Genomic DNA, 21,634 nt, shown 5'->3' with positions numbered 1-21,634 from the left:
CTTCGTGGGTCGCGGGGGTGGTCGGACTCCAGAATCGCTTCGTTCAGGCCCAGGACGACCACGAGGGTACCGCTCGCCGCGCCCCCTGGCAGCGCCCGCGCAAGGATCGAGACAGGGTCAGGGGCGGTTGCGGAGGCGGCGGAGGCCGACGACCAGGGCGACACCGGTGAGGACGAGCACCGCGGCGGCGATTGCGGGGCCGGCGAGGGAGCCTGAACCGGTGTCGGCGAGTGCGCCGATTCCGCCGGATGGCGAAGGGGCGGGGGTACGGCGCTGATCGCCGGTGCCGTTGTCCTTGCCGTCCTTGTGGCTGGGGCTGGGGCCGGTGCCGGGGGTGCCCGAGCCGGTTTCGGTGTCCGAGCCGGTGCCGGTGTCCGGGCCGGTTCCGTTGTCTGTTCGCGCGTCCGTACCGCGTACGGAGAAGCGGTAGTCGTTCGACTCCCCCACCCAGTCGCCGTCACCGCCCCGCCGCTGCACCGTCGCCGCGTTCACCACGACCTTGTTGGCATCGGCCGCGGCTGTGAAGGCCAGCCTCGCCCGCACCGTGACGGTCTGTTGGGCCGGAACGGCGAATCCCGGGAAGCCGCCTTCGAGGACGGCGATCGTCTCGTCCTCGTCGGACTTCTCCAGCGACATGGTCCGCCACCGGCCCTTGTCGTCGGTGAGTTGGAGCCGGACCTGCTCCGCGCTGAGGGACCGGTGCCGGTCGCTGAGAACGATGACCGGGTGGATGTTGTGGCAGGCCTCGTCGGTGCTGTTGCTGAGATCGATGGACCAGGTCCCCGGCTCGCCGCCGGGGCGGTATTCGCCGGGGCCGCCGTGGATGCGCGTGTCGATGGGGAAGTCCGGGTCGGACGCCTTGCCGCAACTCGGCTGCCGGTCGGCCCCGGGGCCGGGGCCCGGCCCGTCGCCCGCGTCCGACTCGGCGGCGGTCGCGGGCAGCGCGGTGGGGACGATCGTGCCGACGGCGACACCGACAGCTCCGAGGACTCCGAGGATTCCGGTGACGAGGGCGGGGCGCAGTCGCATGGATCGCATGGGGGACCTTTGCTGATCGCGAAGCGGTCGGGGCGTGGGAAGCGGTCGGGGCAGAGGAGCGGTCGGGGCATGGGGGACGGCCCCGACGCTGCCACGGGCCTACCGGCGGACCGGGAAGCCACGTCCAGTCACGGTCCGAAGATCGTACGAATACGCCCCAACGGCCCCGGCGAACCCCACCCGGACAGCCCGCCCCGGCCACGCCTCATGCCGGCCACACCTCGTACCGGCCGCGTCTCACCCCGGTCGCCCCCGGCCGAAAACCCGCGCGTGGCCGAACACCGGCGCGAGCACCAGTTGCGCCGCGCCCTCGGCGACCGGGTGCGTGCCGCCGTCGGCCACGGCCACCGGGACCACGGGACCGCGGGCACGCTCGTCGAGTACGGCTCCGACTCCCGTGACGAACCGTTCCTCGGCGGCGACAACGGCCCGGCCACCGAGCAGTACCCGGTCGATGTCGAGCAGCCCGACCAGATTCGCGGCCCCGGCGCCCAGCACCCGCGCGGCCTCCGCCAGGTCGCCGCGTGCGACGGCCGCCATGCAGAGGGCCTCGATGCAGCCGCGGTTCCCGCAGTCGCACAGCGGCCCGTCGAGCTGGATGACCTGGTGCCCGAACTCGCCCGCGCCGGTGCGGTCGCCCCGGTAGAGGGCGCCGCCGAGTACGAGCCCGGCGCCCAGGCCCGTACCGAGGTGGAGGTACGCGAACGAGTCGCCGGGCCCGCGCAGCGCGAGGCCGAGGGCGGCGGCGTTGGTGTCCTTGTCGAGGACGACGGGCAGGCCGAGGCGGGCGGCGAGCCCGTCGCGCAGCGGGAAGCCGTCCCAGCGGGGGAAGCCGGTGACGCGCCCGAGCACTCCGGCGGTGTGGTCGAGCGGGCCGGGCAGGGCGACGCCGACACCGAGCAGCCTGCCGGGGCCCGCCTGCTTCGACGTGCCCGCCGGGTTCGCCGCGCCCGGAGTGTCCGGGGCGTCGGTGGCACCCGGGGCGTTGGAAGCCTTCGCGCGGCGTTCCGCCTCCGCCCGTACCGACTCCACCTGCGCGGCGGCGGTCTCGACGACCTCGGCCGCCCCGGCGCCCAGGTCGAACGGTGCCGTAAGGACCGCGACCGGTGTGCCCGCCAGGTCGACCACGACGGCCGTCAGTTCGTCGCGGTCCAGATGGAGGCCGACGGCATGGGCGGCGGCGGGAACCAGGCGGAGCACGGTCCGGGGTTTGCCGCCGGTGGACGCCCGTTGGCCGGCGCCGGCCGCCAGGCCCTCCGCACGGAGTCTGGCCGTGATCTTGCTGACGGCCTGCGGGGTGAGGCCGGTGGACTCGGCGAGTTCCAGGCGGCTGATGCCGCCCTCCCCCGCCGTACGGAGGAGGTCGAGCACCAGCGCGGAGTTGTGGCTGCGCAGGGACGGCAGATTCGCGCCGGTGTGAGGGCCCGGGTTCACGCCCGTACGGATACCCGCCGGTACGCGCGCCGCCGTGCTCCCGCCCCCGTTCCCGACCACGTTCCCGTTCCCATTCCCGTTCCCGACCACGTTCCCGCCCCCGTCGTCACACCCGTCGTCACACCCGATACCGCTGCCGTCGCCGCTGCTGTCCGTGCCTCTGTCCGCGCTGCCCTCACTGTTGCCCTCACGGTTGTCCACGGTGTCATTGTCCCGCGCGCTTGCACTATCGCAACACCGTTGCTTAAGTGGAACGCATGACTGGCACCGGTACCCCTCTGCGCGTCGGACTCGTGGGCTACGGCCTCGCGGGCTCCGTCTTCCACGCCCCGCTGATCTCCGCGACCGATGGCCTGATCCTCGACACGGTCGTCACCTCCAACCCCGAGCGCCAGGCGCAGGCGCGCGGCGAGTTCCCCGACGTCCGTTTCGCGGTGTCGCCGGACGAGCTGTGGGAGCGGGCCGACGAGCTGGACCTGGTCGTGATCGCGTCGCCGAACAAGACGCACGTCCCGATCGCGACGGCCGCGCTGAAGGCGGGCCTGCCGGTCGTCGTGGACAAGCCGATCGCCGGCACCGCCGCCGAGGCGCGCGATCTGGCCGCTCTCGCCGAGGAGCGGGGCCTGCTGCTCTCCGTCTTCCAGAACCGCCGCTGGGACAACGACTTCCTGACTCTGGCCCGCCTCGTCGCGGGCGGCGAGCTGGGCGACGTACAGCGCTTCGAATCGCGCTTCGAGCGGTGGCGTCCGCAGACCAAGGGCGGCTGGCGCGAGTCGGGAGTGCCGGAAGAGATCGGAGGGCTGCTGTACGACCTGGGCAGCCACGTCGTGGACCAGGCGCTGGTGCTGTTCGGTCCGGCGGCGCAGGTGTACGCGGAGTCCGACGTCCGCAGGCCCGGCGCCGCCGCCGATGACGACACGTTCATCGCGATCACGCACACCGGCGGAGTCCGCTCGCATCTGTACGTCAGCGCCACGACGGCCCAACTCGGCCCGCGCTTCCGGGTGCTGGGATCGAAGGCGGGCTATGTGAAGTACGGCCTGGACCCCCAGGAGGCCGACCTGCGCGACGGCAAGCGGCCCAACACCGAGGAAACGGCCGGAAACTGGGGTACGGAGCCCGAGTCCGTGTGGGGCCGGATCGGGGCCGGCGAGTCTCCGGCGACGGGTGGCGGCCACCCGGTGGAGAGCGCGCCCGGTGACTACCCGGCGTTCTACGCGGGCGTGGCGCGGGCGCTGCGCGACGGCACGGCGCCGCCGGTGACCGCGCACGAGGCAGCCGCGGCGCTGGACGTCCTGGAGGCGGCGCGCCGCTCCGCCCGCGAGGGTGTCACGGTCACGATCGGGGCCTCGTCATGACGGCGGCCCAGGGCCGGCCCCTGCCGACGGTGGCCGAACTGGAGGCGCAGGAGGCCCGGTTGGTCCTGCCCCGCTTCACGTACGACGACGCGTGGGTGCTCGGGAGCCTGCTGGTCGAGCGGTCGCGCCTGCGCGAGGCGCCGGTCGCGATCGACATCCGGCGGGGCGGTCAGCAGTTGTTCCACTGCGCGCTGCCGGGCTCGTCGGCGGACAACGACGCCTGGATCGACCGGAAGCGGCGGGTGGTCGAGCGGTACGGCGCGAGTTCGTTCCTGGTCGGTGCGCGCTTCCGTGCCAAGGGCAGCACGTTCGAGGACTCCTCGCGGCTGGACCCGGACCGGTACGCGGCCCACGGCGGTTCGTTCCCGATCGCGGTGCGGGGAGCGGGAGTTGTCGGCACGGTGACGGTCTCGGGCCTCCCGCAGGAGGAGGACCACGCGCTGGTGGTGGCGGCCCTGGAGCGGACGCTGGAGCAGATGCTGTCCGCGTAGGACATCGGTGATGGCGGCTCGTCAGGTCTTGATCTCGCGGAAGCCCGGGACGCTCGCGACGAGGAGCGTCCCGTCCCACAGTCGCAGCGCGTCGTCGGGCGCCGGTGTCTCGGTGACGACGGGGCCGAAGAACGCGTGCCGGGCCCCGGAGGGGTGGGTGACGGCGAGGACCGGCGTACCCACCTCACCCACGACGAGGCTCATCGCTTCGGCGTGCGAGGCGCGCAGGACCGCGTCGTGGTCGGTGGACAGGCCCGCCTCGGCCAGTGCCACCGGCAGCTGCGCGGCTCGCAGGGCCTCGGCGATGTCGCCCATCCACTCCCGCCGCCCGCCGCCCTCGGCGGCCCACAGCGCGTCGTAGAACCTGCCGAGCGCCTCGTGCCCGTGCGCCGTCCGGATCGCGGCGCAGACGCGGGCGGGGATCCAGAGGTAGCCCTCCTCGTCGCCCTCGGGGTCGACGTCCTTGCCCTCGTTCAGGATCGACAGGCTCATCACGCGCCAGTGGATGTCGATGGGTCGCTGTTCGGCGACGGTGACGATCCATGACGCGGTGACGCGGCTGAGCGGGCAGGCGGGGTCGAACCAGAAGTCGACGATCCGTCGCTCCGTGTCCATCGGAGTGCTCCCTCTCGTCGACCGGGTCGGTCCGGCCCCGCCGAACCGGCTCGTGGCAGGGCGGGTTACGCGTCCTTGAGTTCCTGGCGCTGGCGCCCCAGCCCGCCGATCCCCAGCTCGACGACGTCCCCCGCCCGCAGGTACGGCTTCGGCTCCGGCTGCCCGAGCGCCACCCCCGCCGGCGTACCGGTGTTGATGACGTCGCCCGGGTAGAGCGTCATGAACTGGCTGACGTAGCGGACCACTTCGGCCACCGGGAAGATCTGCTCGGCTGTCGTCCCGTTCTGCTTCTGTTCGCCGTTGACGGACAGTTCGAGCGACAGCGCCTGCGGGTCCGGCACCTCGTCGGCGGTCACGAGCCACGGGCCGAGCGGGTTGAACGTCTCGCAGTTCTTGCCCTTGTCCCACTGGCCGCCGCGCTCGATCTGGAACTCGCGCTCGGACACGTCGTGGGAGACGGCATAGCCCGCGATGTGCGCCAGGGCTTCCTCGTGGGACTCCAGATAGCGGGCGGTGCGGCCGATGACGACGGCCAGCTCCACCTCCCAGTCCGTCTTGACGCTCTTGCGCGGTACGAGGACGGTGTCGTCCGGGCCGACCACGGTGTCCGGGGCCTTGAAGAAGATGATCGGCTCGGTCGGGATGTCCGCGCCCGTCTCGCGCGCGTGGTCGTGGTAGTTCAGCCCGATGCACACGATCTTGCCGATCCGGCCGACGGGCGGCCCGGTGCGCAGTCCGGCGGGGTCGACGACGGGCAGCTCGCCGGACGCGGCGGCGGCCCGTACCCGCTCCAACGCGGCTTCGTCGGCGAGCAGTTCGCCGTCGATGTCCTTGACCAGTGCGGACAGGTCCCGCAGGGTCCCGTCCTGGTCGAGCAGCGCCGGGCGCTCCGCACCCGCCGTACCGACACGCAGCAGCTTCATGGTCTGTATCTCCCTCTGGTCGAGCGGATCGACCTGGTCGAGCGGGGCATCCGCCGACGGGTCGCGGCCATCGGCGGATTGGCCGATCGTCCAAGACATCGGATCACTCCGCAAGACCCCGTTCACACCCTGGACCGCGGGACCCCCGAAGATCCGGCGGACAGGAACTAAGCGGCGGTGGCCAGCGCGCCCGCCGCCGGGACGTCCCGGTAGAGGAAGGCCCGTTCGACGGCGGTCCATGTGGTGCTTGTCACGACGTACAGCGCGGCGGCCAGCGGCACCACACCGACCGTGATGATCGTCGCGAAGGACATCAGCGGCATCAGCTTGGTCATCGCCCCCATGCCGGGCATCGGCTGCCCGTCGGGGCCGGCCGTGGGCGTCGGCATGGCGGCCATCTGCCGCTTGGTGCGCCGGTAGTTGAAGGTGGCGACGGCCACGACGACGACGAACAGCGCGACGTACACGAGGCCCGCTCCCCCGAAGATCCCGCCGTCGGCGAGTGCGTCCTTCCAGCGGTCGCCGAGGGGTGCGGCGCCGAGGGAGTGACCGAGCAGTTCGTTCGGCTCGCCACCGATCTCCCGGCTGGAGAAGAGGTGGTACATCAGGAAGAACGCGGGCAGCTGGAGCAGGCTCGGCAGGCAGCCGGAGAGTGGCGAGACCTTCTCCTTCTTGTGCAGCTCCATGATCGCCTTCTGGAGACGTTCGGGGTTCTTGGAGTGCTTCTTGCGCAGCGCGGCGATCTGCGGCGAGAGCTTGGTGCGGGCCTTCTGGCCGCGGGCCGACGCCCGCGAGAGCGGATGGACGGCGAGCCGTACGCAGGCGGTGAACAGGACGATCGCCGCGGCGGTCGCGCCCCCCTGGAAGAGGGGCTGGAGGAGGTCGGCGAAGTGTCCGACCAGGGAGGCGAAGCCGGACAGGAAGACGGACATGGGTGAGCCCTCCGAGGGTCTCGTCGTGCCGGATGGGAGGCGCGGCGCCGGTGATACGGCACGGCGCGGCTCGGCATGACGACCCGCGTGAGGGTGGGTCCGTGGGAGTCCGTGGGAGTCACTCGCCCGGGAAAGGAGGAGTGGCGGAGGAGGCCCTACGCGGTCGTCGGGACGGGACGACCGGGGGCTCGGGGCCGGGTGCGGCCTCGTGCGTCGGGATCTCGCTGCGGCAGGAAGGCTGTGCGCTGCTCGCGGTCGCGGATGGCCGTACGGACCCGGGTGGGCGGTACGGCGGGGGCGCACCGGGCCGAGATGGCGGCGGATGCGGCGAACGCGGTGGAGGCCGCGGCGGTGGCGGCGAGGGCGACGGCGGCGGAGAGGCTGCCGGCGTCGACGAGCAGGACCTGGACGAGGCCGGCGAGCAGGAAGAACAGCAGGGCGGCGGGGCGCAGCAGCCGTGTCGCGCGTCGGATCATGCCCTGCCCCCTCCTTCCCGGTTCGCGTCGCTGGGTGTGTCGGACCCTTCAGCCGTTATACACGATCCGTTTCGATGGGCAGAAGCAGACGTCGGGGGGCGAGCAGGGCCCGGCTCACCGGATTGTCGGGCTCCGGATCGAGTCCGCGCCCCGGCAGCATCCGCACATCGCGCGGCGGTACGGCCGTGGCGCAGGCGGGGCACTCTCCGTAGGAGCCCAGTTCGGTGCCGCAGGTGGCGTGTGTGAACACGCGCATGGGGAGGACGCCTTCGATGTGTTCGCGGCCCCAGAGTCCGAGGGAGCGCAGGACGGGCCAGAGGGCGATGCCGCGCTCCGTCAGGACGTACTCGTCGCGCGGAGGTGACTCCTGATAGCGCCGCTTCTCCAGGATGCCGGCCTGCTCCAGCCTCTTGAGGCGGGTGGCGAGGACGGCGCGGGGGACGCCGAGGTGGGTGAGGAAGTCGTTGTAGCGGCGTACTCCGTAGAAGGCGTCGCGCACGACGAGCAGCGTCCAGCGCTCGCCGACGACCTCCAGGGCTCGGGCGATCGAGCACTGCTGGGCGGAGTAGTCCTTGCCGAGGGCCATGGCCTCATCTTAACCAATTCAAGGTTCGATGAACGAACTCACCGTGTTACGGTCAACGCGTTCCTGAGTTCATTCACCGAACCTTGAAGGGCGACACCTCGCCATGTCCTCAACACCCGTGGCCACGAGCCCCGCCACCTCCGTCACCACCCGCGGTGCCGGGCCCGCCGCGGGTGCCACGCTCGCCGTCACCAGCGCGGCGACGACCGTCGCGCTCATGAACTACACCGTCCCGATGCTCACGCTCCCCGACCTGACCGCCGACTTCGGCACCGCGATATCGGCCCAGGCATGGCTCCTGAACGGCGCCCCGCTCGGCCTCGCGGCCCTCCTGCTGGTCGCGGGCAGCCTCGCCGACGACTACGGCCGGCGCAGACTCTTCCTCGCGGGCACGCTCGGCCTGGCGCTCACGACCGGTCTCGGCGCGCTGGCCGACTCCACCCTCACCTTCACCCTCGCCCGGATCGCGCAGGGCGCCTCCAGCGCCGCGATCATCGCCAGCAGCCTCGGCCTCCTCGTGCACGCCTTCCCGGCCGGTCCGGGCCGCATCAGGGCCACCGGCGTCTGGGGAGCGTTCGTGAGCGCGGGAATCGCCGCCGGGCCGCTGCTCGCCGGGGCGCTGGGTACGTACGGCTGGCAGCAGCCGTACGCCGTACTCGCCGTGGCGGCCCTCGCCATCGCCGTCCTCGCCTTCCGTACGCTCACCGAATCCCGCGCCCCGCGCGGCGGGCGCCCCGACCTCGTGGGCGCCGTCGTGCTCGGCGCGGCCATGACCGCCCTGCTGAGCGCGCTGACGCTGGGCCGCGACGGATGGCTGCGTACGCCCGTCGTCCTGCTGCTGGTGGCCGCCGCCCTACTGACCGCTGTCTTCGCCGCCGTGGAGCGGCGCGGCGGCGCCCCGCTGATCGATCCGGGGCTGCTGGGCCGGCGGCCGTTCCAGGCGGCCACGGCCGGCGCGCTGTTCACGGGGCTGGCGGTGATCGGACTGTTCAGCTACCTGCCGGCGCTGCTCATGCGGACGCTCGGCATCTCCCCGATGGGCGCGGCGGGGCTGTTCGTACTCTGGTCGGGCACGGCCTTCCTGGTCGCGCTCCAGACCCGCCGCCTCGCGGGCCGCGTGGCCGCCCGCCACCAACTGGCGCTGGGCTTCGCCCTGCACGCGGCCGGCGCCCTGTCGATGCTGGGCGCGGTGGGCACGGGATCGTGGGGACGCCTGGTGCCGGGACTCCTCGTCGCGGGCGCCGGCAGCGGCCTGCTGAACGCCGCGCTGCCCCGCCTGTCGGTCGAGTCCGTCCCCCAGGAGCGCGCGGCGATGGGCTCGGGCGCGAACAACACGGCCCGCTACATCGGTTCGGCGGCGGGAGTCGCCCTGATGATCGCGGTGGCGACATCGGCGGACACCCCGCAACACGGCACGGACCTGGCGATCCTGGTGTCGGCGGGGGTGACGGTGCTGGGGGCGGCGCTGGTGCTGGCGCTGCGGGACCGGCCCGCGGCGCGGAGCTGACCCTCGTACGCACGCGAACACCCCCACCCGCCCGCACACCCTCTGTGCCCGACCCGAACCCCCTCCGTCCCCGCTGTCCGAACGGCCTCCACCCCGACCGGCGTACAGCAGTACGGTGTGGACCATGCGCCCCGACATCCCTGCCGACCACACCACTGAAGCCGAGCGCCTGCTGCGCACAGCGGCCCAGTACCCCGAGGACCGCGAGCCGCTGCTCCTCCAGGCCGCCGCCCACCTGGAACTGGCCGGCGCCCGCGACCGCGCCACCGGCCTCTACGACGACCTCCTCACCGGCGCCCCGGACCACCCCCACCTGGTGAAGGCGCTCAAGGCCGCGAACCTGTGGGAGTACGGCCACGAGGCCGAGGCCCGCGCGATCATCGAGGGCCTGCGCATCGCCGAACCGCTGGAACCGGCGCCGTGGGAGATCGTGGCGGAGACGCTGGAGGCCCACGACGAACTCGAAGCGGCCCACGACTCCTACACCACGGCCCTCAACCTGCTCCTGACCCCGGGCGAGGAAGTCCCGTACTCCGCGGGCTCCCTCCTCCTCGGCCGCCACCGCCTGCGCCGGCTGCTGGGCCTGGACCACGACGACTGGGACGCCCTCGGCGACCAGGTGAACAAGACGTCCGTCCCCCTCGACGAACTCCACGACCCCAAACGCCTCTGGGCCCTCGGCTCCGACAACCCGGCCGAACTCCAGGCCGAGATCGCCCGCCTGCGGGCCGAACTGGGCTCGTACCGCTCGGCCCTCTCCCGCCCCTTCCCGGTCGCGGTCCTGCACTGGCCGGCCGCGGAACTGACGGAACTCCTCACGGCGTACCCCGAGCTCCGCTCCGAGTACCCGTCCCGCGAGGCCCACCTCGCCCAACTGGAGTCCTCCCTACGCGAACTCGCCGCCACGGGCACCCCGAACCTGGGCATCGTGACGGGCACGGTCCCCTCCTACGAGGCCTTCGCCGCCTCCGAAGCCGCCTCCCCCTCGGACCCGACCCTGCTCCCCCAGTACGCCACGACCCTCGCCGCCCGCGGCCGCGCCACGGCCTGGCCCCCGGCCCGCAACGCAACATGCTGGTGCGGCTCGGGCCGGGCGTACAGGGAGTGCCACGGGGTGGGTTAGCAGCGGGTCCTGGTTGCGTAGCTCTGATGCGCAGCCCGAGACCAAGGGGGTTCACGTCCCCGATGTCTGTCTCTCCGAACCATTTCAAGGGCACCTAACAAGCAGAACAGGACAGCGAGTGCTTCCCCTTGATTTTTCAGCCGCAACCAATATGGCGACCAGCCCGGCTATGGCCGACGACCCCGAGCTTGAGCTGGTTTACCAGGCAATCCGTGGCCTCGATAGAACGGGGGAACGGTTTGCGATCGTACTGCGGGAGACAATCGACCAACTGCTGAATGGTGAGACCACCGGACGTTACGACTGGAAGACCCTCTTCAAGACAGAGAAAACACACGCAGGCACCATCGTAGAGATCAACCTGCAGCGGGAGTTCAAGTTCGCGGATGGCGTGGAAATGGACTACCGTATCGGCGGCATTGATGTCGACTGCAAGTACTCGCAGCAGTTCGGCGGCTGGATGATCCCTCCCGAAGCCAAGGGCCATATTTGCCTCCTCGTCTGGGCCGACGACTACAAGAGCCGCTGGAGTGCGGGGCTTATGCGCATAAAAGATGAGTGGCTCAACGGTGGCAAGAATCGCGATCTGAAGCTCACTGTCAAGTCAGAACATCGCAACAAGATCACCTGGATTTGGAAGGACGAAGCGCTACCGGAGAATGTTCTGCTGCATATGGATGCAACCGACCGTGCAGTTGTCTTCTCATCCACTTCTGGGCAGACCAGACTGAATGAACTGTTTCGCCGGGTCCAGGAACGGCGCATCGGGCGCAATGTCGTCCGGACTGTGGCCCAGCAGAAGGACTACATGAAACGGGTCCGGGGCAACGGCGGTGCGCGTTCAGCGCTCCAGCACGAGGGAATCGTCATCATGGGTGACTACGCCAGCCACAGAAAGATCGCAAAGGACTTGCACCTGCCCCTCCCGCGAGAGGGAGAGTTCGTCAGTGCCCGACTGACGCGCGCAGAGCCCCGACACGCTGAGCGGCCACAAGTTATCCTTGACGACGCTCATTGGGTAGTCGCGAGCCCTGACGACCCCAGGAAGCCAGGTCCCACGCTTCCAAAGCACACAGCCTTGTAGAAAAATGCAAGCTGTACAGCCAGATACTGCGCAACATCAGGGCAGGGGTGCTGAGCACAATCACCCAAACGGAGATTTGAAAGATATCGCATGGATTCCACGTCACCATGGACCCCGCCAGAGGGCTCTTGGGCGTCCTCATCGGCACGGCGCCGCAATATGCAGGCAATCAGGAGCCGCGACACTAAGCCCGAACTCCTGATCCGGCGCCTCGTGCACGCACAGGGGCTCCGTTACCGCGTGGCCACCCGACCGTTGGCAGGCCTTCGCCGGACAGCGGATCTGGTATTCCGCCCGGCGAAGGTCGCGGTATTCATTGACGGCTGCTACTGGCATGGGTGCCCAGAGCATTACGTGGCACCTAGAACGAACTCGGGTTATTGGTCGACCAAAGTGGCTGGAAATATCGCCCGCGATCGAGACACCGATCAGCGGCTATCTGAGGCCGGCTGGTCAATCCTGCGGTTCTGGGAGCACGAATCACCCGACGACTGCGCTCTCAAGATCACTCAAACGGTCACGCGATTGCGGTCCGGGAAGCGCTGATTGGACAACAACTGGAGGCTCGATTTCCCCCAGACTCCCATCCTCCTCCGACCCCGCTTCAAGTGCAGCGGCGATCCACTCGCCCACGGCCTGCGCGACTGGCGGCGGAAATGCGTTGCCGACCTGTCGGTAGGCAGCCGTTTTGCGGCCATGGAACTTCCATGAATCCGGAAAGCCTTGAATGGTTGCCGCCTGGCGAACGGTGAGCTTCGGCCCTTTCTGCGCGAAAAGATCCCGCTCTTTATCCACCATCTCATCGGGGTCGTTCGCAACTCCGAGGCCGCAGACACCCAACTCTCCCCAGGCTTTCTTGGCCCGCGTGGGGCCTAGGTCGGCCCCACCGTGCTTCTTTGACCCGCCAACAACCGTAGGCGCTACACCCCGAGACGCCTTCTGATGCCAGTCCGCGTATGCGGCATCAGCCCGGGGGTCATCAACGGAGTCAAAGCGGTCCCGCATCGAACTTTCAAGAGCTTCAGCAACGGTCCGGCCTGGAATACTCGGCCTCTTTGTCCATCGAAAATGCTTAGCATACTGCCCCTTCATCGCTACGAGAATAGCTCGCGGACGCAGCTGGGGAACACCGAAGTCCTTTGCTTCCAGAATATCCCAGAAGCATTTCTCATAGCCCAGTTCCTTCAGGTCTTTCTCGATCCCGTCACAGTACGACTCGAACTTCTTGTCCAACAAGCCGCGGACGTTCTCGATCATCACCGCCTTGGGTTGCAGCGATTTGACCATTTTGAGCATCGTAGGAAAAAGATCGCGTTCATCGTCTTGGCCTAGCTGTTTTCCCGCCACCGAAAAGGGCGGACATGGCACACCGCCTGCCAAGAGGTCTAGAGATTCCTCAAATTTTTCATCTTCATCTAGCCCCAACTTCAACCGCAGATTCTTCTTGAGGTCATTAAGATCGAGCCCCTTCAAGTCCTCCTCGATAACCTCGCAGCCATTCCATTCTTCGTTTTCCGTAACGTTCTTCCGAAGTGTGGCGCATGCGTGCTTGTCGATCTCGATTAGCGCGAGGTGTTTGAACAGCGCGTTGTGCAGTCCTACCGCCTGGCCACCCGCACCCGCGCAGATCTCAACCGAAGTGAACTTGCGTTCAGTACTGGTCATGCACCCTCCTTACGAACGTTCCTGACAGCCACTCTTTGCAAGTAGCCCTTACAGAGGGTGACATGTTCCACTGACAACGCGCCCCTTCTGTTTGCGGCACGACTCATCGGGCCTGGAACTTCACCCACACCGCAGCGAACACTCATACGATATTGCCCATGCGTAGCCCTGCATGGACCCGGGATGAGTTGCTGTTGATCTGTGCGCGCCTCGTCGACAACGACTGGCGCCAACTGCGCGCCTACCAGGCGCCCACCAGGGAGCTTGCGGAGCTGCTGCGCTCGCTCCCGCTCCACCTTGGTGCCGCACATGAGCTTCCTGAGTTCCGATCCGCTACCAGCGTCAGCCGCAAGAGCGCCGACCTCATCACCAGCCGCCCAGGTTATACGGGACCAGCCACCAGGGGCGGCCAGCTCACCAGGGAGATCGCCGAAGCCTTCGGCGCACACGAAGCAGAGATGATGCAGGCTGCACGTGGCCTTGAGGCAGGAATCAGCTCCGGCGCACTGGTCGCGATTCCTGAGCAGCCGGACGAGATGGGAGAAGACGGCTCCACTGCTCTGGAAGGACGCCTCCTGGCCAGGTGGGCTCTCTTCCGCGAACGCAACCCCCGCCTCCGGAAGCAGAAGATCGCTGAGACCAGGAGACTGGGCAGCCCTCTTGAGTGCAGCGTGTGCGCGTTCAACTTCAGCAAGATGTACGGAGCACTCGGGGCGGACTACATCGAGGTCCACCACGTGCTCCCCCTCCACGCGGCCGGCCCTCGAGAGACGCGCCTCGAAGATCTCGCCCTGCTGTGCGCGAACTGCCATCGCATGTGCCACAGAAGCCATCAAGGCACAGCGTGGCGCACGCCAGATACCTTGAGACAAGTGATGGCAAGGGGCGGCGCGACGGGCGACTCTCCGTAGCGCTCCACCGCCAATGAAGCCGTGGGCGTCAGGCGGCGTCAGCTTCGAAGCGCATCTGCGCCCGATCCAAAATCGCATCCGGATCACCGCCTTGAGCACTCAACCAGTGGAGCAAGTCAGCGATGAGGTCCGTTGCCGATTCCTCCAGCACTGACAGACGGCCCACACCGAGCAACTGCCTCCCGTCCACGGCGAGGCGGTAGTTATCCATCACTGACATCGCACGCCGAACACGCAAACAGTGGCCATCCTCTATTCCGGTCGCGAACTCACACCACACCGCCTTGCCCGTGGCCGTCTGGTCAGTGCCCCAGTTCGCCGACATTCCGGCCAGCAAGTGAAGGCCCCGACCGCACTCGGCACCACATTGCGGGTCGCGGACCGCCGGAACCGCACGGCTCGTGTCGTGGACTTCTACGCGAAGCGTGCCATTCCGCGGCTCCATCACAAGGGCCGAAGGCGCACCTTCACCTACGTGCTTGATCACGTTGCTCGCAAGTTCCGTGACTGCTAACTGGACCTCGTCAGACAGCGCAAGCATCCCCCACTCGGCAAGTTGGTCCCGAACGGTTCGGCGGAGCAGTCGCAGTATCGCCGGGTCAGCCTCGAATGTCAGAACACAACGGAGACCGTCCGCTGTGACTCCACCCCTGCACACGTGAGTGCTCCTTCCTCTGCCACGCCAGCACTTCACGTCGCACCCATGCGACTGCACTGCGTAGCGACTCCGTTACGAGTATGGAGCTGAGAAGTCTCTCCATGCAACTTCTCATGACACTCTGTCGAGTGAATCCGTCGGCGTATCAAGGTCGGTGCAGTGCAACCCTGTTGGCTGACCCAGCCGATGACCACTCAGGATGCGAGGTGTCTCCATGTCATCGAAGACCACGACACGCCGCCGTCAGCTCGGCGCCATGATGCGCAAGCTCCGGGCGAGCAAAGGCATGACATTGGAGGAAGCCGGGCGACTGGTCGGGATCTCGAAGGCGACCGTCAGCCGGTATGAGACTCAGGAAGGACCGGTGAAGTGGCCCATCGTGGACGCTCTCTGCCGTGAGTACGACGCGAGCGACGCAGAGCGGAACGCAGTTGTGGCCTTGGCCAAGGATGCCAAGCGACAAGGCTGGTGGGGGCCGTTCAGTGACTCGATCCCAGCTGACATGAGCCTCCTCCTAACGCTTGAAGACGAAGCGTCTCGGGAAGACCACTTCTCCTGTGTCTATGTGCCAGGGCTTCTTCAGACCCGCAACTACAACACGGCGATCCAACAGGCGAACGAGATGCGCCTCGCTCCACAGGAGGTCGAACGCCTGGTAGACATCCGGATGAAGCGGCAGGAAATCCTGAACCGCGCTCAGCCACCGCATCTCTGGGCAATCCTTGATGAGTCGGTGATCCGGCGGGTGGTCGGCTCACGCGAGATCATGCGTGAGCAACTGAGCCACCTCCTGCAAGCCAACGAGTCACCAGACATCACGCTTCAGATCCTGCCGTTCGCCAAGGGAGCACACACTGCCGCACTGGGCAGTTTCGTGATTCTGGGCGGCGCCGAGCCATCTCTGGACGTGGTCTACGTCGACCTGCACGTCGGCTCACTCTTCATGGAGAAGGACGAGGAACTGAACCGATACCGACTTGCGTTCGACTACTTGCGCGCCCAAGCGTTGGACATGTCCGCTTCATCGCTCCTGATCGAGCGTGTTCGCGAGGAGATCTGATGGTTCCCGTTACTACGTCCGCAGAGGCAGTTGTGTGGTTCAAGTCTTCCTACAGCGGAGGCAACACCACGGAGTGCGTCGAGGTCGCGGAGCTGGCCGGCATAACCGCCGTACGCGACTCGAAGGTACCCACAGGCCCTCGGATCGCCGTACAGCACGGCGCGTGGGCCGACTTCGTCGGCGCGCTGCGCGCGTCGCGGCTTGTCTGAGCGAGGTCGCCTCCGGCGCTCCCTCCCGGTAGGGACGACAGCGGTCGCCGTGGTCTGTGGTGCGATCTAGCCTGGAATGGAGTACATCCGTTCGCTTGGCTGAGAGGAGTGATCGCCATGGCGGGCCGGAGTCGGAGCGAGGTCGAGTCGGAGATCAAGGAGACGCTCGGTCTCGTACCGCATTTCATGGGGCAGATCCCCGATGACCTGCTGGATGCCGAGTGGGAGATCTTCAAGAGGATCGAACTCGGCGAGACGCTTATCCCGAACAAGTACAAGGAACTGATGGGGATAGCGTTGCATTCGGAGACGAAGTGCCGCTACTGCATTCTCTTCCACATGGAGGCCGCGAAGATGTTCGGGGCCACCGACGAGGAGATACAGGAAGCTGTCCACTACGCGAAGAACAGCGTCGGCTGGAGCGTGTACCTCAACGGTATGCGTGAGGACTACGACGAATTCGCGCAGGAACTCGGGCAGATGAAGGACTACTTGGCGTCGAAGGGCTGAGACCATGCGTCTTGAGTGGGCCAGGCCGGGTGTCGTGCGGGCGACCGCTCACGCTTATGAGATGGCCGCGCTCGTTTCCGCCGCCCGATTGGTGGCCGAGTCCGCTCCGCCTGAGATTCCTCCCGAGGCGTTGGAGCAGCTTCGTCAGATTCTCGGTGAGTACGACGCGCAGGCGTTGCGTCTGCGCGAAGCGTCATCCCCTGTGGACGGCGCCTGAGCGCAGGCGCTCTCCGTCCCCGCCTTCGATTGGGCCTCGCAAGTGGCTCGGCCTGCTGAACGCGGGGGCGTCAGGGGCGGAGTACCACCCGGGGGCGGGTGGGGCCCTTGGTGGCCAGGTGGAGTTTGGTGAGGACCGCCGTGATCAGTTCCTGGGGGTGGTCGCGGACCAGGGACAGGGTCACGCTCAGGACCGCGACTCCGTGGGATTCCAGGAGGAGGCGGCGGCGGAGCGTGGCGCGGTATTCCGTGATGCCCAGGTGGTATTCCGCCGAGTCGACCTCCAGCGCGACGCCCTCGTAGGGCCAGTAGGCGTCCGGGCGGGCCAGGAAGGTGCCCGACGGGGTGAGGAGGGTGGGGTTCCAGAGGGGGTCGGGGATGTTGGCGTTGAGGAGGGTGTCGCGGGTTTCGCCCTCGGCGATGGAGCGGATGCCGACGCGGAGGTCGTCCAGCACCGCTCGGACCGCCGGGTTGCGCAGGGCGTGGGACGCGTGGAGTTCGGCGCGGAGGTCGTCCGGGTGGCAGCGGCCCTTCTGGACCGTGCCCACCAGGAGTGCGCGGACGCGGTCGGGGGACGATTCGTGCGCCGCGAAGTCGGAGGCCGCTCGGACCGCCCGGACGCAGGGGATGCCCTCGCCGCGGAGGGTCGGCGGCCAGCGGCGCGTGGGGTGGAGGTGGACGTAACCGCGATCGCGGAGCCGGCGGCCCGAGCAGACCAGGACGTCGGCCCGGTCGGTGCGGGCGCCGCGTACGCCGTAGATGGCCAGGACCGCCTCGCCCGTCAGTACGGCGGTGCGGCCCGACATCGCGGAGGCGTCCCGGGCCGCGAACAGGACCGCCGCCAGTAGCTGTTGCCAGACGTCCGGCTTGCCCGTCTGTATCAGGACGACCCCCGGCAGCAGCCGCTGCCAGCGACCGCCCGGTGCGCAGCGGCGTGCAGCCGTGCTGGCGGCCAGGCCCGTGGCGCGCAGTTGGCCGGAGGTCGCCAGCCGCATCTGTGTGCGGGCGAGGCGGTCGATCGCCGCTGTGTCTGCTCTCGTGGGTGTCGGCATGGATACGTCCTGCCCACCCGTGACTCTGTGTAGTGGAGAGCGCGGAATGTTGTTGCTTTGTGTGGTGTGGGAAGCGTTCAACGCCCGTTCAGCGCGGGGAGCAGGTGCGTCTCCTCGTAGGTGAAGTGGTCTTCCAGCTCCTTCGCCAGCCGTTCCAGCTCCTGCCGGAGGGCGTCGGGGGTGGCAGGCGGGTCGTCCCGCAGTTTCGTCAGCGCCGCCGAGACACCGCGGTGTTCCGCGCGCAGGCGCTCCAACACGGGTGCCAGCTCGGGGAATTGCCGGTCGAAGGCCGAGAACGCGCCGTCCTCGGCGGTGTGGTGCGCGCTCAGCGACTCGCAGAAGCTCAGGCAGTGGAGCAGCAGCCCCCCATCGAGGGACACGGCGGATGCGGGGGTGGCGCGGAGTGCTGCCAGCTCGGCTCGTAGCTGGGCGTGGACTCGTACGAGCTCCTCCCCTATCGCCCGGTTCCGCGCCGGGTCCGTCAGCGTCAGGGGGTGCAGGGCGACCACCGGGATCGTACGGTCGGTGCCCGCCTGATACGCGGCGAAGCCCGGGTCCCGTGCGGCCTGGAGGGCGTACTGGTGGTCGCGCTCCTCGCCCTGGAGCGGTTCGGCGCGGGCCGAGAACGTGGCGACGCCACCCTCCTCGCTGCCGATCTCGACGGTGACCCGGCTGTCGGCGAGGAGGTTGAAGTACCAGCCCGGATGCACGGGGCCGCCCGCGTTGGAGGCGAAGACCAGGAGGCGTTCGCCGTCGCGCGCGTACGCGGCGGGGTTCGTACGCCGCTCGCCGCTCCTGGCGCCCAGCGTCGTCAGCAGGACGAGCGGCGCGCCCTCGAACATGCCGCCCACCCGGCCGCCGTTCGCCCGGAACTCCTCGATGATCAGCCGGTTGAATTCCTGGATGCCCTGCCGCTGTTCGGGTTCGGTCATGGGGTCGCCCTCTCCGGATACGCTCGACCAGAAGACATGTTCACTTTGCAAGCAAAGATACTTTGGACTCAAAGCTATTGAGAGGGCGGTACGGATGTCAACCGACGGCCGGCGTGACGACGAGGCCGCCGGTCTCGGCGTCGAGGACGGAATCCGTACGTTGTTGCTGCTCATGCCCCGGATGGTCGGGCGTGCGAAGCGGATCAAAATCCCCGCGGAACTGGAGTCGTTCTCCCTCGCGCCCCGCCATCTGTCGCTCTTCGCGTTCCTCCTCTTCGACGGCCCGATGACCGTCAACGCCCTCGCGGCAAGGCTGGAGGTCGCCCCGGCGACGGTGAGCCTGATGGTCGGCGAGCTGAGCCGGCAGGGGATCCTGCGGCGGGAGGCGGACGAGAGCGACCGGCGTCGCACGATCGTCAGCATCAGCGACGAGCACCGGCCCGCCATCGACGGCTGGCTGGCGCGCGGCGCCGGCGCCTGGCGCGGGGCGTTGGAGCCGTTGACTCCGGAGCAGCGGCGGATGTTCGTCGACACTCTTGAGGCGTACGAGCGGGGGCTGGACGGCACCGAGGGGTGAGAGGCGCCCCGGACGGCCCGGGCGGCCCGGACGCCCCGGACAGCGCCTAAGCGGGCGCCGGGGGCAGGAACTCCGCGATCAGCGCGCGCAGTTCCGCCGGTCGGTCCAGGTGTACGTCGTGCCCCGCCCCCGCCACAACCTCGACCCGCGTCCCCGCCGGGTGGCGTACGCGCATCTCCTCGGCCTCCGACGCCGGCATGGCGCCCTTCTCGCCCCGCACCACAAGCGTGGGGCAGCGCACCTGGTCCCACTCCGCCCAGAACGAGCGGACGCCGCTCTCCGCCACGCAGCCCACCATCACGTCCCGGTCGACGCGCGAGTACAGCCCGTCGGGACGGACCTCCAGGCCCGCCGCCCAGGCCAGGCCCGCCGGGCCGCCGCCGAAGAAGCGGACCGCGGCGTCGGCCGATTCGAACGGGACCGGCCACGAGTCCAGCCACCTCCCGATCTTGCCGGGCAGTTCGGGGGCCGGGCCCCTGGGTCCGGCCTCCACCAGGACCAGCGCGCGGACGAGATCCGGGTGGGCGGCGGCGGTGAGCAGGGCCGTGAGCCCGCCGAGGGACTGGCCGATCAGGACGGGGCGGTCCAGGGCCAGTTCCCCGGTGACGGCTACGACGTCGCGCACGTGCGCCGCGCGCGAGACATCCTTGGGAAGGCGGTCGCTCATGCCGTGGCCCCGCGCGTCGTAGCCGACCAGGCGGTAGCGGGGACCGAGCAGGCCCGCGAGTACGTCCCACTCCGCCGTGTGGCCCGCGAGACCGTGGAGCAGCAGGACGGGCACGGCACCGGAGTGGTCGGCGTCGGCGTGATCGCCGGGATCGGCGTCGCCGGGGGCGAGGCCGACGCCGGCGGATCGGGCGGAGGGCTCCCGTCCGTACTCCGTACAGGCGAGCCGTACGCCGTCGTCCGTCGTGATCGTCGTGTGCCGTGCCCTCGGTATCAAGTCCGCCCCGTCGCTGAACGCCTCCGTACCGCTGTACGTACTGAAGAGCACTCCCCCCTGGTTGCTGGGTGGGTGAACCGGGCGGTCCGGTTCACCCGCTCAGCGCGTGCGAGATCGTGTAGATCAGCAGGCCCGCGAGCGCGCCCACCACCGTGCCGTTGATGCGGATGAACTGGAGGTCGCGGCCGATGTGGGCCTCGATCTTCTTCGACGTGTGCTTGCCGTCCCAGCTCGCGACCGTGTCGGAGATCAGGGACGTGATCTCGCCCCGGTACGTCGTCACCACGTAGTCCGCCGCGTCCTCCACCCAGCCCTCCAGCTTCCGCTGGAGCCTGCCGTCCGTCGCCAGGCGGGCGCCGAGCGAGAGGAGGGAGGCGCGGGCGCGCAGGCGCAGTTCGCTGCGGTCGTCCTCGGACGCGGCGATGATCATCGCGCGTACGGAGGACCACGCGGACGCGATGATGTCCTGCACCTCGGGGCGCGCCAGCAGGTCGGACTTGAGGCGCTCGACACGCGCGCGCGTCTCCGTGTCCGACTGAAGGTCGGAGGCGAAGTCCGTGAGGAAGCGGTCGATCGCGCCGCGCGCCGGGTGGGTCGGCATGTCGCGCATCTCCGTGACGAAGCGCAGCAGTTCCTTGTAGACGCGGTCGCCGATCCTGCGGTCGACGAAGCGCGGCGTCCAGCCGGGGGCGCCGCCCTGTACGGCGTCCATGACCGAATCTCCGTGCTCGACCAGCCAGTCGTGCGCGCGGGCGCAGATCAGGTCGACGGCGCGGTGGTGGGCGCCGTCCTCGACCACGCGCTCCAGCGTCTTCCCTATGCCGGGGGCGATCTCGGCGGCGTCCGCGCGGCGGGTGATCGCCTCGCCGACGACCGCCTGGACGTCGCTGTCCCGCAGGACGGTCAGCGCACCGCGCAGGGCCGTGGCCAGCTCGTCCGTGACGCGGTCGGCGTGGGCGGGCTCGGCGAGCCAGGCGCCGAGACGGCCGCCGATGTTCAGGCCGCGCAGCCGGGTCCGTACGACGTCGGAGGAGAGGAAGTTCTCCCCCACGAACGAGCCGAGCGACGCGCCGAGTTGGTCCTTCTTGTTCGGGATGATCGCGGTGTGCGGAATCGGCAGGCCGAGCGGGTGGCGGAAGAGAGCCGTGACGGCGAACCAGTCCGCGAGCGCGCCCACCATGCCGGCTTCGGCCGCCGCCGCGACGTAGCCGGGCCAGCCCGTGACGCCCGAATTCTCGGCCCAGGTGGCGAGGATGTAGATGATGGCGACGAAGATCAGCAGGCCGGTGGCGGTCGTCTTCATACGGCGGACGCCGCGCCGCTTCTCCTCGTCG

General features: G+C 69.0%; 25 protein-coding genes. 12 read left to right on the top strand and 13 right to left on the bottom strand.

Annotation, left to right across the window (positions count from 1 at the left end; genetic code table 11):
• Positions 1 to 117: 117 nt before the first annotated feature.
• Entirely contained in the window at positions 118 to 1,038 is a 921-nt protein-coding gene (locus tag P3L51_RS18645; RefSeq protein WP_354606375.1) for a hypothetical protein, read from the bottom strand.
• 237 nt (positions 1,039 to 1,275) lie between these two features.
• On the bottom strand, positions 1,276 to 2,484 hold the full coding sequence (locus tag P3L51_RS18640; RefSeq protein ID WP_354606385.1) for an ROK family transcriptional regulator: 1,209 nt from the start codon (positions 2,482 to 2,484) through the stop codon (positions 1,276 to 1,278).
• A gap of 245 nt (positions 2,485 to 2,729) precedes the next feature.
• On the opposite strand from P3L51_RS18640, the gene P3L51_RS18635 reads away from it, so the two are divergent.
• Both P3L51_RS18635 and P3L51_RS18630 read left to right on the top strand, forming a co-directional pair.
• Positions 2,730 to 3,830 (top strand): Gfo/Idh/MocA family oxidoreductase, encoded by a 1,101-nt coding sequence (locus P3L51_RS18635; RefSeq protein ID WP_354606374.1) that lies wholly within the window; start codon positions 2,730 to 2,732, stop codon positions 3,828 to 3,830.
• Entirely contained in the window at positions 3,827 to 4,321 is a 495-nt protein-coding gene (locus tag P3L51_RS18630; RefSeq protein ID WP_354606373.1) for a heme-degrading domain-containing protein, read from the top strand. The genes P3L51_RS18635 and P3L51_RS18630 overlap by 4 nt, the downstream gene beginning before the upstream one ends.
• Positions 4,322 to 4,342: 21 nt before the next feature.
• On the opposite strand, the gene P3L51_RS18625 is transcribed toward P3L51_RS18630, so the two are convergent.
• The 5 genes from P3L51_RS18625 to P3L51_RS18605 form a co-directional block, all read right to left on the bottom strand.
• Complete coding sequence (locus P3L51_RS18625) at positions 4,343 to 4,936, bottom strand: mycothiol-dependent nitroreductase Rv2466c family protein (RefSeq protein WP_354606372.1); 594 nt, start codon at positions 4,934 to 4,936, stop codon at positions 4,343 to 4,345.
• Between the two features lie 65 nt (positions 4,937 to 5,001).
• Positions 5,002 to 5,859, bottom strand: a complete 858-nt coding sequence (locus P3L51_RS18620; protein WP_354606384.1) for a fumarylacetoacetate hydrolase family protein — start codon at positions 5,857 to 5,859, stop codon at positions 5,002 to 5,004.
• Between the two features lie 167 nt (positions 5,860 to 6,026).
• Positions 6,027 to 6,791 (bottom strand): YidC/Oxa1 family membrane protein insertase, encoded by a 765-nt coding sequence (locus tag P3L51_RS18615; protein ID WP_354606371.1) that lies wholly within the window; start codon positions 6,789 to 6,791, stop codon positions 6,027 to 6,029.
• Positions 6,792 to 6,946: 155 nt separating this feature from the next.
• A complete protein-coding gene (locus tag P3L51_RS18610) occupies positions 6,947 to 7,267 on the bottom strand; it encodes a DUF6412 domain-containing protein (RefSeq protein ID WP_354606370.1) in 321 nt (106 codons plus the stop codon).
• Between the two features lie 55 nt (positions 7,268 to 7,322).
• Positions 7,323 to 7,853 carry a winged helix-turn-helix transcriptional regulator gene (locus tag P3L51_RS18605; RefSeq protein WP_354606369.1) on the bottom strand — a complete coding sequence of 177 codons (531 nt, stop codon included), beginning with the start codon at positions 7,851 to 7,853 and terminating at the stop codon, positions 7,323 to 7,325.
• Positions 7,854 to 7,956: 103 nt separating this feature from the next.
• On the opposite strand from P3L51_RS18605, the gene P3L51_RS18600 reads away from it, so the two are divergent.
• The 4 genes from P3L51_RS18600 to P3L51_RS18585 all read left to right on the top strand — a co-directional run bounded on the left by P3L51_RS18600 (position 7,957) and on the right by P3L51_RS18585 (position 12,113).
• The gene (locus P3L51_RS18600; protein WP_354606368.1) at positions 7,957 to 9,360 is read left to right on the top strand and encodes an MFS transporter; all 1,404 of its coding nucleotides are present in this window, start codon (positions 7,957 to 7,959) and stop codon (positions 9,358 to 9,360) included.
• 124 nt (positions 9,361 to 9,484) lie between these two features.
• Complete coding sequence (locus P3L51_RS18595) at positions 9,485 to 10,483, top strand: SEC-C metal-binding domain-containing protein (protein WP_354606367.1); 999 nt, start codon at positions 9,485 to 9,487, stop codon at positions 10,481 to 10,483.
• Positions 10,484 to 10,601: 118 nt separating this feature from the next.
• Positions 10,602 to 11,567, top strand: coding sequence for a NaeI family type II restriction endonuclease (locus P3L51_RS18590; protein WP_354606366.1), 966 nt, complete (start codon positions 10,602 to 10,604; stop codon positions 11,565 to 11,567).
• Between the two features lie 90 nt (positions 11,568 to 11,657).
• A complete protein-coding gene (locus P3L51_RS18585; RefSeq protein WP_354606365.1) occupies positions 11,658 to 12,113 on the top strand; it encodes a very short patch repair endonuclease in 456 nt (151 codons plus the stop codon).
• On the opposite strand, the gene P3L51_RS18580 is transcribed toward P3L51_RS18585, so the two are convergent.
• Positions 12,048 to 13,232: a DNA cytosine methyltransferase gene (locus P3L51_RS18580; protein WP_354606364.1), complete on the bottom strand. Its 1,185-nt coding sequence runs from the start codon at positions 13,230 to 13,232 to the stop codon at positions 12,048 to 12,050. The two genes, P3L51_RS18585 and P3L51_RS18580, sit on opposite strands and share 66 nt — an antisense overlap.
• Before the next feature lie 158 nt (positions 13,233 to 13,390).
• Between P3L51_RS18580 and P3L51_RS18575 the strand changes: the two genes are divergently transcribed.
• A complete protein-coding gene (locus P3L51_RS18575; protein ID WP_354606363.1) occupies positions 13,391 to 14,143 on the top strand; it encodes an HNH endonuclease in 753 nt (250 codons plus the stop codon).
• Between the two features lie 28 nt (positions 14,144 to 14,171).
• Here P3L51_RS18575 and P3L51_RS18570 read toward each other — a convergent pair whose 3' ends face one another.
• The gene (locus P3L51_RS18570) at positions 14,172 to 14,801 is read right to left on the bottom strand and encodes an ATP-binding protein (protein WP_354606362.1); all 630 of its coding nucleotides are present in this window, start codon (positions 14,799 to 14,801) and stop codon (positions 14,172 to 14,174) included.
• Positions 14,802 to 15,015: 214 nt separating this feature from the next.
• On the opposite strand from P3L51_RS18570, the gene P3L51_RS18565 reads away from it, so the two are divergent.
• From P3L51_RS18565 to P3L51_RS18550, 4 genes are all read left to right on the top strand, one after another.
• Complete coding sequence (locus P3L51_RS18565) at positions 15,016 to 15,861, top strand: helix-turn-helix domain-containing protein (protein ID WP_354606361.1); 846 nt, start codon at positions 15,016 to 15,018, stop codon at positions 15,859 to 15,861.
• Positions 15,861 to 16,070 carry a DUF397 domain-containing protein gene (locus P3L51_RS18560; RefSeq protein WP_354606360.1) on the top strand — a complete coding sequence of 70 codons (210 nt, stop codon included), beginning with the start codon at positions 15,861 to 15,863 and terminating at the stop codon, positions 16,068 to 16,070. The genes P3L51_RS18565 and P3L51_RS18560 overlap by 1 nt, the downstream gene beginning before the upstream one ends.
• A 117-nt stretch (positions 16,071 to 16,187) precedes the next feature.
• Complete coding sequence (locus tag P3L51_RS18555) at positions 16,188 to 16,580, top strand: carboxymuconolactone decarboxylase family protein (protein ID WP_354606383.1); 393 nt, start codon at positions 16,188 to 16,190, stop codon at positions 16,578 to 16,580.
• Between the two features lie 61 nt (positions 16,581 to 16,641).
• On the top strand, positions 16,642 to 16,797 hold the full coding sequence (locus P3L51_RS18550) for a hypothetical protein (protein WP_354606359.1): 156 nt from the start codon (positions 16,642 to 16,644) through the stop codon (positions 16,795 to 16,797).
• A gap of 70 nt (positions 16,798 to 16,867) precedes the next feature.
• On the opposite strand, the gene P3L51_RS18545 is transcribed toward P3L51_RS18550, so the two are convergent.
• Positions 16,868 to 17,848: a hypothetical protein gene (locus P3L51_RS18545; protein WP_354606358.1), complete on the bottom strand. Its 981-nt coding sequence runs from the start codon at positions 17,846 to 17,848 to the stop codon at positions 16,868 to 16,870.
• Positions 17,849 to 17,925: 77 nt separating this feature from the next.
• Positions 17,926 to 18,780, bottom strand: a complete 855-nt coding sequence (locus P3L51_RS18540) for a nitroreductase/quinone reductase family protein (protein ID WP_354606357.1) — start codon at positions 18,778 to 18,780, stop codon at positions 17,926 to 17,928.
• A gap of 94 nt (positions 18,781 to 18,874) precedes the next feature.
• On the opposite strand from P3L51_RS18540, the gene P3L51_RS18535 reads away from it, so the two are divergent.
• On the top strand, positions 18,875 to 19,357 hold the full coding sequence (locus tag P3L51_RS18535; protein WP_354606356.1) for a MarR family winged helix-turn-helix transcriptional regulator: 483 nt from the start codon (positions 18,875 to 18,877) through the stop codon (positions 19,355 to 19,357).
• A 46-nt stretch (positions 19,358 to 19,403) separates the two neighbouring features.
• Here the strand turns inward: P3L51_RS18535 and P3L51_RS18530 are convergent, their stop codons facing one another.
• Together P3L51_RS18530 and P3L51_RS18525 are read right to left on the bottom strand one after the other, a co-directional pair.
• A complete protein-coding gene (locus P3L51_RS18530; RefSeq protein WP_354606355.1) occupies positions 19,404 to 20,351 on the bottom strand; it encodes an alpha/beta fold hydrolase in 948 nt (315 codons plus the stop codon).
• 40 nt (positions 20,352 to 20,391) lie between these two features.
• Positions 20,392 to 21,634 (bottom strand): DUF445 domain-containing protein (locus tag P3L51_RS18525; protein ID WP_354606354.1); only part of this gene is annotated, 1,243 nt, incomplete at its 5' end.

The sequence above is a fragment of the Streptomyces panacea genome (genome assembly GCF_040560175.1).
Classification (GTDB): domain Bacteria; phylum Actinomycetota; class Actinomycetes; order Streptomycetales; family Streptomycetaceae; genus Streptomyces; species Streptomyces panacea.
Note: the sequence above shows the minus strand (reverse complement) of the source record. Positions and strands in the feature narration are given on the sequence as shown.